Here is a 13,554-nt window from a genome sequence, read left to right on the forward strand (position 1 = left end):
GCGCCAACACTCGCCATTACGGCCCCCTGGAGAAACCGCTCATGAGAATTCAGCTCGGTTGCGAAATGATCTATCAGTTCGCCGCACCCACACCGATGATCGCCATGCTCAACGTGCACCATTCACGCTTCTCCAGCCTGGAAGGCCCGGATCACCTGATCACCTCGCCGATGGTCAACCTGTCGAGCTACCGCGACAGCTTCGGCAACTGGTGCAACCGCATGGTGGCGCCGGCCGGCACCTTCACGCTCGGCACCAATGCGATCCTGCATGACGACGGCGGCTACGATCCCGTCGGTCTCGATGCCCGCCAGCATCCGGTGGAAGAGCTTCCCTCGGAGGTGCTGCAGTACCTGCTGGGCAGCCGTTACTGCGAGACCGACCTGCTCAGCGAGATCGCCTGGCAGCGGTTTCAGGGCACGCCGCCGGGCTGGGCCCGTGTCCAGGCGATCTGCGATTTCGTCAACCAGCACCTCACCTTCGGCTACGAGCACTCGCGACCCACGCGCACGGCTTCCGAGGCCTATCACGAAGGGGTGGGCGTCTGTCGCGACTATACCCATCTCGCCATCACGCTCTGTCGCTGCATGAATCTGCCGGCCCGCTACTGCACCGGCTACATCAGCGACATCGGCAAGCCGCCGCCCTACGCCGACATGGACTTCGCCGCCTGGATGGAGGTCTATCTGGGAGGCCGCTGGTGGACCTTCGACCCGCGCAACAACGCGCCCTGCATCGGCCGCGTGCTGATCGCCCAGGGCCGCGATGCCACCGATGTTCCGCTGACTCATACCTTCGGCCCCAATACCCTGGGCGGCTTCAGCGTGTGGATCTATGAGCTGGCGCCCAAGGCGTGAATGGAGAGGGATGTACAAACGAACGGAGAGGCGGGAAAGGACAGGGAGGCGGGAACGGGAATGACGCGATGACGCCGATGGGATGAACAGACGATCCGCGAAGCCAAAAGCGCCCCGATGGGGGCGCTTGGCGAGGATATCGCGTTCAGAATGTTGCTTTCAGAAAGACGTCCACTCTTCGGTTTCGGCTTTCTGCGGTGCGGTGCTGGCCCGCGGGCGCGCCGGCGTCTGAGGCCGCACCGGCGTCATGGCCGAGGCGTTGGATGACGCCGTGGCCGAGCCCGACGGCAACGCCTGCGTAGTACCGCTGGCCGCCCCCTTGAAGAAAGAGACCTCTCTCAACAGCGCCGCGGCCTGACTCTGCAGCGAGCGCCCGGCGGCGCTGGACTCTTCCACCAGGCTCGCATTCTGCTGGGTCACTCCATCCATCTGGGACACGGCGGTGTTGATCTGATCGATGCCCTGCGCCTGCTCGCGGCTGGCCACCGCGATCTCCCCGACCAGCGTGGTCACGCGGGCGACGCCTTCGACGATCTCCTCCAGCGCGTGGCCCGCGCGATTGACCAGTTCGGTACCGGTATCGACCTGACCGATGCTCTCCTCCACCAGTTTCTTGATCTCCTTGGCGGCATCGGCACTCCGCCCGGCAAGATTCCTCACCTCGCTGGCCACCACGGCGAAACCGCGGCCCTGCTCGCCGGCGCGTGCCGCTTCCACCGAAGCGTTGAGCGCCAGCAGGTTGGTCTGGAAGGCGATCTCGTCGATCAACCCGACGATACCGGCGATCTTGCGGCTCGAGGCGTTGATCCCCTCCATCGCCTTGACCGCCTTGTCGGCGACCTCGCCGCCAGCGTTGGCTCGCTGGCTCACGTCGTGGACGAGCTTGTCGGCTTCGGCGGCGTTCTCCGCATTCTGGCGCACGGTCGAGGTGATCTCGTCCATCGATGCCGCCGTCTGTTCGAGGCTCGCGGCCTGCTCCTGGGTGCGGCGACTGAGATCGTCGGTGCCCTGGGCGATTTCGTCCGCCGCGGTGCTGACCGATTCGGCATTGCCGCGTACGCTCATGACGACATGGGAGAACTGGCTCTCCATCGCCTTCAGCGAGCGCAGCATCACGCCGAACTCGTCCTTGCAGGTGATATCGATCGGATTGTCGAGGTTGCCGTCGGCCATGGCGTTGGCGAGGTCCTGGGCTTTACCCAGCGGGGTCATGATGCCGCGGATCAACCAGAGCGCCAGCAATATGCCCGCGATCAGTGCGCCGATCATGGTGCCGATGACGAGTTTGCGTTCCCACTCATATAGCGCGACCGCTCCCTCGTAGGCCTCGGCGGCCTGCGCGCTGTTGCGGTCCACCAGTTGCTGGATGTCGCCGAGCGTTTCCGAATAGCGTTCGCGCAGCGTCGTCGTGGCGATCTCCCGGGCGCGATCGAAATCATTGCCGATCATGGCGGTGGTGAGCTCGGCAATGGCGGACCGCAGGTTGCCCAGCGAGGTGATGAAGGCGTCGGCCATCTCCCTCTCGATGGGACCGCTGATGCGATTGGGATAGTAGTCTTTCCAAGCCGCATCGATGATGGCGTCGTTTGCGGCGACCTCCCGCTGCGTCGTCCGCGCCGATTCCGGGTCGCGATCCCGCTGTTCCGCAGTAATCTTGACCCGGTTGCCGAGCAGCGCCCGGTCGATACGGTTTAGATGCCCCAGTGTCAGAACGTTACCTTCGTAGGTCCGCTCCAGGGCGTCGTTGGTGGAGCTCAGACCGAACAGCCCGACGACTCCGACGACGAACAACATGACGACACAGGCGCCCAGGCTCGCGGCCAGGCGAAATTTCACGCTTCGATTCAGTAGCAGCATGGCAAGACCCCCGATAGATGCCCTCGGCTCTGGCCGTCGGGCGGGTGTAACTGGCTCCGGCAAGCGTGAGAACACCAACATCATTCCCGCCATGCCGTGAGACGCTCTATCGGCCGCTGTACAAATAAAATTAATTTAATTTAGGGAAGGGTGCGCTTTTCGCTCGCTCCTTGCAGGTCGTTGGCATACAGAACACTGATAGAAAAGGAGAAAAACCTTTATTGAAAATCGATTAGGCGTGAATGCGCCTGCGGGATGCCAGCCCCCTCTTCCACGGGAACGGGTCGCCTATCGCAAACAACTCTTGTACCAAAAATCAATCTTGTACAATTTTTACGGCTATGCCAGAGTGTCGGAGCGCCAGCAGGGATCGCTGGCCGGACCGACAAGGATCGTCGAACCGCAACGGGCAGGGACTGCCTGACTTGCTGGCCAGGACGGCCAGCCTCTACCAAGGAGGGATGACCATGAGACACCACATTTCATGCACCCGCTGTGGCAATACCCACGCTGTCTCCGCGGACAGCCCCCGGGACTGGGATGAGATCACCTGCACGGAGTGCGGTGAATTCATCGATACCTACGGCCACCAGGCCGATCTCGCCTCGCCCAGCTATGCGCTTCATGCGCTGAACCTGTCGCGTGGATTGATCCTGCAGATGGCGAGGGAGAGCGTCCACCGGCTGGAGCGACAGCCAACAATGAGACGTTCCGCATGATGACCGTCACCTTGAACCTCGACTGCAGCGTCTGCGGCCATCATCGGTTTCATCTGCCCATCAAGCAGGAGGAGGGGGCGCGCGTCACCTGCGCGAACTGCTCGGCATACAAGTGCCAGATACGGGATCTCGAGAAGGCCCTGATCGCCGCGGGCCGCAATCGATATCGCACGGCCGTCTCCGCCGCCTGATCCGGCATTCGATCGTACTTGCCTGGCCGCCTTCCCGTTCTGGCGGCTTTTTTGCAGTCGGATGGGCGGTCAGGAAACGTCGCCACCGGCGGCGGATTGAAGCGGCGTGGGTGTTACCGCCATTCCCTTGCCGACCGCCAGATCTAGGATTTGCACGAAAAGTCGGCGAGCGAAGGCCAGACCGGGGCGCGTAGCTAGGCGGAAATCGGCGAAAACGGATCGGGTTGGCGTTCCAGCCGATTTTTAACGCCGTATTGCCGAGTGCAGGCAGTTTTCGTACGGAGCCTAATCACCTTGTCGTAGCGCCTCGATCAACTGCATCTTGTTCATGCCGCTGCGCCCGGCGAGGTCGCGTTGCTGGGCCAGTTGGTAGAGCGCTTCACGGGAGAGTCGGGTCAGTTCGGCCTTGGCGGGTGCCCTGCGGGATTTCCTCGATGCCGGGCTGCGACCGGAAGCCTTGTCCTGCGTATCGGAAGCACGGGCGGACGACGAGGATTTTCGCTTCGACGCGCGCCCTTTACCCTCACCTCCTTTATCTTCGCCTCCTTTACCTTCGCCCCCTTTCCCCTGGCCCCCTTTTGGGGTCGGTTCGACCCGCCCGCGCTTGAGACTGCGCTTGAGCACCTGCATCAGATCGATGACTTCGGCGCCCTCTTCGCTCTCGTTACCTTGGTCCGCATCCCGCGAACGGGTAGCTTCGACCGGGGCGACATCCTGATGACGCCGACGCTTCTGACGTACCCGTTTCTTGAGCGCTTCGATGTGGGGATCGATCAGTTCGTCGGGGTCGAAATGGTTGGCGTCGAGCTTGTCCATCGCCTGCCGGATCCGCCGCTCGCGTTTCGCATCCGGCTCACCCGGCGGCTCCAGGCCGATGCTTCGCGGCGTGCGCAGTTCGTCATGGAAGCGCAGCGCCTCGGCACGCAGGATGCCGTTCTCGGCCACGATCGCCACCAGCACCTCGCGTCCCCGCATCACCAGCGTGGCGATTCCCGCCCGCCCGGCATTTTCCATCGCCGCGGCCAGCAGCCGATAAGGCTTGAGCGCGCCATCGCCGCGAGCCGAGCGAGAGTCCGGCACCAGAAAGTAGGCACGTCGAAAATAGAGCGGATCGAGCTGGTCCAGCGGAACGAACCGGCTCAACTCGATCTCGCGCCGGTGCTCGAGCGTGGCGTCCTCGATCTCCTGATCCTCGACGACCGCGTAGCGGTCCTCGCCGACCTCGACGCCCCGGGCCAGCTCGCTCGACTTGAGCGGCTTGCGCCCGGTCTCGCTGAAGAACCGGCGGGACAGCGGCCTGCCCTGATCGTCGACCTCTTTCAGCGTGATATCACGCGAATGCTGGGCGGGGTAGAGACCGACCGGGAGATTGACCAGCCCGAAGGCGATGGTGCCGGACCAGAACGGTCGCGGCCCGCGAAAACCTCCATCGTGGTGATGCCGCTCGTCCGACTTCGATGTTTTCGACTTTGTCGTCTTCGATTCAGGCACGCTTGCGCTCCCGGGCCAGGCTGGCCTCGAGTGACGACGCGATATCGTCGGAGGATTCCTGCCGGCGCCGGCGTTTGACCTTGAGTCGCTTGCCACTGCGCTTGGCCTCCACCAGTGCTCCCAGTCGCTGACGATACTCGTCCTGGTAGGTTGCCGGCTCGAAGTCGGCGGCGTACGTCTCGACCAGATCGGTCGCCATCTTCACCTCCCTGTCGTTCAGCTTGGCACCGCCGGGGGGATCGAGGGCATCGGCATCGACGACTTCGTCGAGATGGCGCAAGATGATCAGCACCGGGTGGCCGTCGTGGTCGCGCAGCGCACCGACATAGGCCTTGTGCCGCATCACCCAGTGGACCAAGCCTTCCCGTCCGCTGCTGGCGAGCGCGGCGGCGAAGGCGTCGAACGTGCTTTCGTCTCCATCCGGGCCGAGGTAGTAGGGACGCCGGTACCACTGGTTATCGATCGTCCCTGGAGGCAGGAAGTGCATCACCTCGATATCCCGCGAGGGCGCCGGCGCCAGTTCGTCGAGCTCGTCGGTATCGAACAGGATGCGATCCTGCTTGCCGACGACGGCCTTGTGCCGGTCGTCGCGCGACACGGTCTTCCCGCTTCGGGGCTCGATCATCGCCTGATGCACGGGACGACGCCGACGCCGGTCGAGCAGGCGAAAATGGACGTGGCGGTCGCTGACCGCCGTATAGAGCTTGACCGGCACCCGCTCCTCGCCAAAGCCGATGACGCCTTTCCAGACCGCGCGAGCGCTCATCGTTTTCTTCCCTCGGCTGTTCCGGTCATCCACGCGGCCCTCCTGGTCACGTCGGTCATCACACCTCCATCCCGGCATCGCGGCAGCGCTTCTTGGTCAGTCGCTCGCGGGCGTCGTCGAAGCCCTCCCACGGATCATGCTTGAGCGAAGCCAGCCGGCGCGGCAGATTGGCCAGCGCATAATGATCGGCACTCAGTTTCGGCCCGAGCTCCTCCCAGCGAATCGGCGTCGCCACCGGCGCGCCGGGCTTGGCGCGTACCGAATAGGAAGCCACCGCCGTGGCGCCACGGCCGTTGCGCAGGTAATCGAGGAACACCTTGCCGCGGCGAGCCTGCTTGGACATGTTGAGCGTCAACTGGTCGGGATGACGCTCGGCGCAGCGTTCACATACGGCTTCGGCAAACCCCTTGGCGGTCTCCCAGTCGGCATGCGGTTTGAGCGGAACCACCAGATGCAGGCCCTTGCCGCCGGTGGTGCGCAGGAAGGCGGTGAGTCCGAGCTCGGACAGCGTTTGGCGCAGCTCGCCGGCGACATCGATGACCGCCTGCCATTTGCAGTCCGGTGCCGGATCGAGATCGAACACCAGTTGATCGGGGCGCTCGAGATCGTCGACGCGACTGTTCCAGAGGTGAAATTCGACGGTCCCCATCTGGACCAGCGCCACCAGGTCGGCGACACGGCGCGCGTAGAGATAGTCGTGCCTGCCGGATTTTTCGGCGATGGCCACGCTCGGCAGGCTGTCCGGCATGGTCTCGCTGGGATGCTTCTGGACGAAACACTCCTCGCCGACACCGCCGGGGCAGCGCAGCAGCGTCAATGGCCGCTCGGCGAGACCGGGCAGGATCCACCCGGCATGCTCGGCATAGTATTCGGCCAGCGCCCGCTTGGTGATGCCCTGGTCCTCGAACAGCACCCGATCGGGGTGCGTCAGCCGGACGCCCTCGATCTCGTCATCGCCGCCACCGGATCGCCTCCGGGTCGAACGCTTGCCGGGGGAAGGTTCACTCGCTTTCTCGCTCATGGACGGCTCCGTCGCTCGTTGCTGGCTCAGCCGAATGTCGTGGGGATCGCGATCCTCGCGCAGGCCGCGAAAGCGCGGATGGCGCAGGCGACCATCCTGGGTCCATTCGCTGAAATTGACGTCGATCACGCGCTTGGGCGTGACCCAGTGGCTGCTGGCCAGATCGGGAATGTCGCGCTCGACGAAAGGCGAGGTCTTGCGCGGCGAGCGCGCCAGTTCCCGATGCCACTCGGCGAGCTGATCGTTGGAGAACCCGGCGCCGACCCGACCGCAGTAGCGCAGCTTGCCGTCGTCGTCGTAGGCGCCGATCAGCAGCGAACCGAAGCCGCTGCGCGAGCCTTGGGGGTCGGTGTAGCCGCCGACGACGAATTCGGCCTGACACTCGGTCTTGGTCTTCAGCCAGTCCCGGTTGCGGCGGCCACGATAGGGAGAGTCGGCACGCTTGGAAACGATGCCCTCCAGACCCTGGCGACTCGCCTGCCGGTAGAACGCCGCACCCTGGCCTTCGATGTGATCGGTATAGCGCAGCAGGCCACTGTTGCCGATCTTCACCGCGTCACAGATCTGCGCCAGCAGCGCCTTGCGGTCGCGCAGGGCGACGTCGTCGAGCGCCACCCCTTCGAACCCGAGGCCGTCGAGATAACGCAGATCGAAGATCTGGTACACCAGTCCGGCGGTCTTCTCCTCGCTCAGCGCCCCCTGCAGGCGCCGGAAGTCGCTGATACCGTCGCGTCTCAGCGCGACGACCTCGCCGTCGAGCAGCACCTTCTCCAGCGGCAGCGCTTCGATCGCCTCGGCGATCTCCGGAAACCGGTCCCGCCAGTCGTGACCGTTGCGCGTCAGCAGGCTCACCCTGCCGCGGTCGAGCCGCGCCAGAACGCGGTAGCCATCGAACTTGATCTCGTGGAACCAGTCGTCATCGTCCGGCGCCTCCTCGACCAGCGTCGCCAACTGCGCCGCAGGCCGAGCGGGGAGGTTCGCCTTGCGCGCGCCCTCGAGCTGACCGGGATCGATCTTGACGGCCGGGGCCTTGCGACCACTGCTCGAGCGCCTGCTCGCGGTTTTCGATGAAGGTTTTGACGACGAGGATCGGGAGGATGGGGACTTCGTCGACGACGAGTGCTTTGACGGCGATTTCTTTGACGACGAGTTCGACGCCGAGGCGGTTGATGACGGGGCTGCTGATGACGAACCCGCTGTCGATGAAGAGGATGGGGACTTCCCTTCGGCGATCTCCGTCATGCGCCGGTTCGAGGCCACGCTGACGTCGTCCAGGCTGTCGGGCACGTGGGAATCGGCGTCGTCATGGCGTTTGATCATCAGCCACTGCTTGCCATCCTGCCGCTTTCCGCCGCTTCCTCGGCCACTCATTCGCTTGAGCGTCCAGGCCCCCTTGAGCTTGGCGCCGTCGAGCTCGAAATCGATCTGGCCGTCATCGTGCTTGCCGTTCACCCGCCATTCGCCACGGTCCCAGATCATCACCGTTCCGGCACCGTAACCGTCAGGGATCACCCCCTCGAAATCGCCGTAGTCGAGCGAGTGGTCCTCGACCTGAACCGCCAGGTGCTTCTCGCCGGGCTCGAGACTGGGCCCCTTCGGCAGCGCCCAGCTGCGCAACACGCCGTCTTCCTCCAGCCGCAGGTCATAGTGCAGTTGGCTGGCGTCATGCTTGTGAATCACGAAACTCGACCGCGAACGCTGCTTGCCGCGTTTGCCGCGAGGTTCCGGCGAGCGCGAGAAGTCACGCTTGTTGCGGTAGGTCTCGAGATCAGCCATCCGTCGCTCCCACGATGATCCTGCAAATCGACAGTTTTCAGCCTAGTCAACGCCGCTTTCCGCGCCAGAGCATTAACCCAGGTCAGTCGGCGATACGCTTTGGCTTCTCCCTGTTAGCTCCTCCCTGGCGAACCGGAATCCACTCGTTCCTTTAATCTGGATCAGTCACCTCGCCCTTCGAACCCGCTAACTTACGGGAGTCCGACATCGCTCATCACGCGGCTCCGATACGCATTCCCCGGCTCCCGTGAAAGTTACCTATGAGAGTGACGGGCGTCAGGAGGCACCATGCGGGACCCGGCACTGCCGTGCCGCCTCCCGAGAAGAGCGCCGAGATCGAGGCTGGGCGCCTTCTTGATTTGAAGGGTGGGCTCGGGTCGACCACGCTGATACTCATTCGCCCCTATCGCAGTCTCGCCGTCGGTTCGTCGCGATGGCAGTTCATCCGTCGTGACGGAAGGAGATGCCCTCATGGCAGCAGCGCGTCCTTGCATCATTGCCCTCAACGCCGGCTCCTCCAGCATCAAGCTATCGCTGTACCATCTCGATGGGACGGCGCCGCCCGAATTCGTGGCCAGGGTTCAGGCCGAGGAGATCGGCGATTCGCCGCATCTGTCCGGCAGGCTGGCCGATGGAACGGATTTTCTCGACGAGACGCCGGCCAGCCACACCCTCGCGGATCACGACAGCGCCTTCGCCCGGTTGCACGAAGCCCTCGCGCAACAGTTCGGCGAGCTGAAACTGGCGGCGGTCGGCCACCGTATCGTCCACGGCGGCAGCCGCTTCCCCCGCCCGACGATCATCGACGCCGCCACGCGTGACGATATCGCGGCGCTGAGTCCGATGGCACCGCTGCACCAGCCCCACCATCTGGAGGGGATCGACGCCGTCGGCCGGTTCGCGCCCGGGACGCTGCAGGTCGCCTGTTTCGACACCAGTTTCCACCTCGAGATGCCGATCGTGGCCCAGCTGACCGGCCTACCCTATCGCTTCTTCGAGCAGGGCCTTCGTCGCTTCGGCTTTCACGGTCTCTCCTACGAGTACATCGCCGGACGACTGAACGATGTCGACGAACGGTTGGCGAAGGGTCGCACCATCGTTGCGCACCTTGGCAATGGGGCCAGCCTGTGTGCCTTGCAGGCCGGCAGGAGCGTCGACACCACCATGGGGTTCACCCCGCTCGAGGGCCTGCCGATGGGCACGCGCCCGGGGAATATCGATCCGGGGCTGATGCTTCATCTCGAACAGGAACTCGGGTTTACCCCCGAGACGCTCCAGCCGTTGCTCTATCACGAGTCCGGGTTGCTCGGGGTGTCCGGCATCGACAGCGACATGCAGACGCTGCTGGAGAGCAACTCCCCCCGCGCGCATCTGGCGATCGAATTCTTCGTCCACCGCGTTGCCCAGGAGATGGCACGCATGGCAGTCAGCCTGGGCGGTATCGACGGCATCGTCTTCACCGCCGGCATTGGCGAGCATGCCGCTCCGATCCGCGCGGCCGTCATCGATCGGCTGGCACCGCTATGGCCGGTCGCGCTGGACGACTCCGCCAACCGGGCTGCCGCACCTGGGCGCATTTCGACCCGGAACAGCACCATCGCCGTTCATGTCATTCCCACCGACGAGGAGGCGACGATCGCCCGCCACACCTGGCGACTCCATCGGGAGCAGTCGGCGCATGCGTAGCGCCAGGCACCGTTCCAGCCACCGTTACTCCAGGAGAACGCGCATGACTTCCTCCATGAGCCAATCCACGACGATCCGCCGACTTCCGATCGACAAGGACGAGGAGCTGCTGAGGCGGGTCGATCACTGGTGGCGTGCCGCCAATTATCTCGCCGTCGGCCAGATCTACCTCACCGACAACCCTCTACTCGAGATACCGCTGACGCTCGACCACATCAAGCCACGCCTGCTCGGGCATTGGGGTACGGTACCGGGGCTCAACCTGATCTATGCCCATCTCAACGCCCAGATCCAGCGTCGCGATCTCGACGTGATCTATCTCGCCGGCCCCGGCCACGGCGGCCCGGCGCTGCTGGCCAACCTGTGGCTGGAAAACAGCTACAGCGAACATTTCGCGCATGTGCCACGCGACGCCGAGGGCATGCGGCGACTGTTCCGCCAGTTCTCCACACCCGGCGGCGTGCCCAGCCACGTCAGCGTGCCGACGCCGGGTTCGATCCACGAAGGCGGCGAGCTGGGTTATGTGTTGACCCACGCCTTCGGCGCCGTCTTCGACAACCCCGGGCTGATCGCGGCCGCCGTGGTGGGCGACGGCGAGGCGGAAACCGGCCCGCTGGAGGGCTCCTGGAAAGGCGTCAACTATCTCAACCCGACCCGGGACGGCGCGGTGTTGCCGATCCTCCACCTCAACGGCTACAAGATCGGCTCGGCGACGGTGCTGGCGCGCAAGAGCGACGACGAGCTCGACCACTACTTTCGCGGCCACGGCTACGCGCCGATCTTCGTCGAGGGCAACGAGCCGGATAGCGTCCATCGCGACTTCGCGGCGGCGCTTTCCAAGGGGCTCGATCAGATTCACGAGATTCAGCAACGAGCACGCCACGAAGGCATCGATCGCCGTCCGGTTTGGCCGATGATCGTACTGCGCACCCCCAAGGGCTGGACCGGGCCGGTCTCCGTGGGCGAGTTGCCGGTGGAAGGCACCTTCCGTGCCCACCAGGTGCCCATGAGCGGGCTGAAGGCGCATCCCGAACGCCTGCAGCAGCTGCAACAGTGGATGCGCTCCTACCGCCCGGAAGAACTCTTCGATCCACAGGGCAGGCCCAGAAAGATCATCACCGCACTCTGCCCCGCCGGCGAGCGGCGTATGGGTTCCAACCCGCACGCCAACGGTGGCAGGTTGCGCCAGGCGCTGGCTTATCGGCCGCTCGCGAACTACGCCGTCGAGCTCGACGAGACGCGGCGGGGTCGCGAGCTTCACGGCTCCACCGAGCGCCTGGGCCGATTCATGCGCGATATCTACATCGACAATCCGCACAACTTCCGGCTGTTCTGCCCCGACGAGATCAAGTCCAACCGGCTCGACGCCGTGCTGGAAGCCACCGATCGCTGCTTCATGGGGCCATTCGACGACAACGACGAGAAGCTGTCCATGGACGGTCGCATGCTCGAGGTATTGAGCGAGCACAACTGCAACGGCTGGCTCGAAGGCTATGTCCTGACCGGCCGCTACGGCCTGTTCGCCAGCTACGAAGCGTTCACCTCGATCATCGACTCCATGGCGATCCAGCACGCCAAGTGGCTGGAGCACGCCCGCGACGTGCCGTGGCGCGCCTCGGTCCCGTCGATGAACTATCTGCTGACCTCGACCTGCTGGCGCAATGACCACAACGGCTTCAGCCACCAGGGGCCGGGGTTCATCGACACGCTGCTGAGCAAACAGCCGCAGGTGGTCAGGATCTACCTGCCGCCGGATGCCAACACGCTACTGGCCACCGCCCGTCACTGTTTCGACAGTGTCGACCACCTCAACGCCATCGTGATCGACAAGCATCCCCAGCTGCAGTACCTGACCATGGACGAGGCCGCCGAGCACTGTCGCCAAGGTCTCGGCATCTGGGAGTGGGCCGGCAACGACGGCGAAGGCGATCCGGATATCGTGACGGCCTGTGCCGGTGATATCGCCACTCAGGAGACCCTGGCGGCGGTGGACATCCTGCGTACCTACCTGCCGGAGCTGGCCGTGCGCGTGGTCAACGTGGTCGATCTCATGACGCTGCGCCTCGACCACCCCCACGGCATCGACCAGGATCGTTTCGTCGAGCTGTTCACGGCCGACCGGCCGGTGGTCTTCGCCTTTCACGGCTTCCGTGGCGTGGTGCACCAGTTGATCCACAATCGCCCCGAGACCGAGCGCTTCCACGTTCGCGGCTATCAGGAAGAGGGAACCACCACCACCCCGTTCGACATGACGGTGCTCAACCAGATGAGTCGCGCGCATCTGGCGCTGGATGCCCTGCGCTATTTACCGGACCAGAGGGAGAGTGCCGCCACGCTGATCGGCGACCTGCAGGCGCTGCTGCAGAAGCACCACGCCTATATCCGCGAACATCTCGACGATATCCCGGAGATCACCCAGTGGACCTGGACCGGCGGCAACGTCCAGTTGCCGCTGGACGAGGAGGATCATGCCGGGGCATGACCGGGGTCACGGCGTCACGCCCCGGGCCCCCGCCGGCTCCCGATAGCGCGACCGGACCCACTGCCGCGCCAGCAGGTAGGCCAGCAGCGCTTCCGGCAGCTCCCCGGCGTAGAACATCAATTCCGCGCCCTGCCGGACCTGATCGAGCGGCACCGAGGCGGGGAAGTGAAACCGGGCCATCCATTTGGACAGCGTCGCATGTGCCGCCATCGACACCACCAGCACGCCGAAGCGCCACTCGAGGGAGGGGCGTCTCGGCGCCGGGTCCGGCCCGGCAATGGCCCAACTGAACAGACACCCGGCAACCACGAAATGCCAGTGCAGCCAAAGGGCGAAGCCGGGAGAGTGGCGCATCGCGATGTAGAGGTCGGTCAGGTACAGCGCCATCATGCCGCCGATATTGAGCAGCGCCGCCGTGACGGGATGGCTCAACACGCGAATGGGAGGCAGGGATACGAATCTGACCCAGCGCCTGCCCCAGTGCGCGGGCACGTTCTTCAGCGCCAGGCTCGCCGGCGCCGCCATCACCAGCCCCAGCGGCGCGATCATCCCCGCCACGAGATGCACCGCCATATGGCCGCGGAAATCATCGTGCGCCCACTGCATCGATGGTGGCGACATCACCGCGACGATCGCCAGCGCGCTGCCCACGAAGAGGGCCAGCCGCCACAGCGGCCAGCCCCGGCCGCGCCGCTTCGCTCGCCACCA

The 13,554-nt window shown here is 64.7% G+C and carries 10 protein-coding genes; 5 read left to right on the forward strand and 5 right to left on the reverse strand.

The window, feature by feature from the left end; genetic code table 11:
- Positions 1 to 41: 41 nt before the first annotated feature.
- Positions 42 to 857 carry a transglutaminase family protein gene (locus tag Q0602_RS14015; RefSeq protein ID WP_298844496.1) on the forward strand — a complete coding sequence of 272 codons (816 nt, stop codon included), beginning with the start codon at positions 42 to 44 and terminating at the stop codon, positions 855 to 857.
- A gap of 159 nt (positions 858 to 1,016) precedes the next feature.
- On the opposite strand, the gene Q0602_RS14020 is transcribed toward Q0602_RS14015, so the two are convergent.
- The gene (locus Q0602_RS14020) at positions 1,017 to 2,714 is read right to left on the reverse strand and encodes a methyl-accepting chemotaxis protein (protein ID WP_298844499.1); all 1,698 of its coding nucleotides are present in this window, start codon (positions 2,712 to 2,714) and stop codon (positions 1,017 to 1,019) included.
- 467 nt (positions 2,715 to 3,181) lie between these two features.
- Here Q0602_RS14020 and Q0602_RS14025 point away from each other — a divergent pair, with 467 nt between their 5' ends.
- Both Q0602_RS14025 and Q0602_RS14030 read left to right on the forward strand, forming a co-directional pair.
- Complete coding sequence (locus Q0602_RS14025) at positions 3,182 to 3,433, forward strand: hypothetical protein (protein ID WP_298844500.1); 252 nt, start codon at positions 3,182 to 3,184, stop codon at positions 3,431 to 3,433.
- The gene (locus Q0602_RS14030; protein WP_295034910.1) at positions 3,430 to 3,624 is read left to right on the forward strand and encodes a hypothetical protein; all 195 of its coding nucleotides are present in this window, start codon (positions 3,430 to 3,432) and stop codon (positions 3,622 to 3,624) included. Before Q0602_RS14025 ends, Q0602_RS14030 begins: the two co-directional genes overlap by 4 nt.
- 285 nt (positions 3,625 to 3,909) lie before the next feature.
- On the opposite strand, the gene Q0602_RS14035 is transcribed toward Q0602_RS14030, so the two are convergent.
- Genes Q0602_RS14035 through ligD form a run of 3 tightly spaced genes read right to left on the reverse strand, consistent with a single transcriptional unit; the run spans position 3,910 to position 8,678 of the window.
- Positions 3,910 to 5,115, reverse strand: coding sequence for a Ku protein (locus Q0602_RS14035; RefSeq protein WP_298844502.1), 1,206 nt, complete (start codon positions 5,113 to 5,115; stop codon positions 3,910 to 3,912).
- Positions 5,108 to 5,881, reverse strand: a complete 774-nt coding sequence (locus tag Q0602_RS14040; protein ID WP_298844504.1) for a Ku protein — start codon at positions 5,879 to 5,881, stop codon at positions 5,108 to 5,110. The genes Q0602_RS14035 and Q0602_RS14040 overlap by 8 nt, the downstream gene beginning before the upstream one ends.
- 58 nt (positions 5,882 to 5,939) lie before the next feature.
- Positions 5,940 to 8,678 carry a DNA ligase D gene (gene ligD / locus Q0602_RS14045; RefSeq protein WP_298844506.1) on the reverse strand — a complete coding sequence of 913 codons (2,739 nt, stop codon included), beginning with the start codon at positions 8,676 to 8,678 and terminating at the stop codon, positions 5,940 to 5,942.
- Between the two features lie 471 nt (positions 8,679 to 9,149).
- Here ligD and Q0602_RS14050 point away from each other — a divergent pair, with 471 nt between their 5' ends.
- The gene (locus Q0602_RS14050; RefSeq protein WP_298844508.1) at positions 9,150 to 10,364 is read left to right on the forward strand and encodes an acetate/propionate family kinase; all 1,215 of its coding nucleotides are present in this window, start codon (positions 9,150 to 9,152) and stop codon (positions 10,362 to 10,364) included.
- A 43-nt stretch (positions 10,365 to 10,407) separates the two neighbouring features.
- Positions 10,408 to 12,846 (forward strand): phosphoketolase, encoded by a 2,439-nt coding sequence (locus Q0602_RS14055; protein ID WP_298844510.1) that lies wholly within the window; start codon positions 10,408 to 10,410, stop codon positions 12,844 to 12,846.
- Positions 12,847 to 12,852: 6 nt separating this feature from the next.
- Here the strand turns inward: Q0602_RS14055 and Q0602_RS14060 are convergent.
- A partial coding sequence (locus Q0602_RS14060; protein WP_298844512.1) for a cytochrome c oxidase assembly protein occupies positions 12,853 to 13,554 on the reverse strand: 702 nt, incomplete at its 5' end.

Source organism: uncultured Salinicola sp., from assembly GCF_937921195.1.
Classification (GTDB): domain Bacteria; phylum Pseudomonadota; class Gammaproteobacteria; order Pseudomonadales; family Halomonadaceae; genus Salinicola.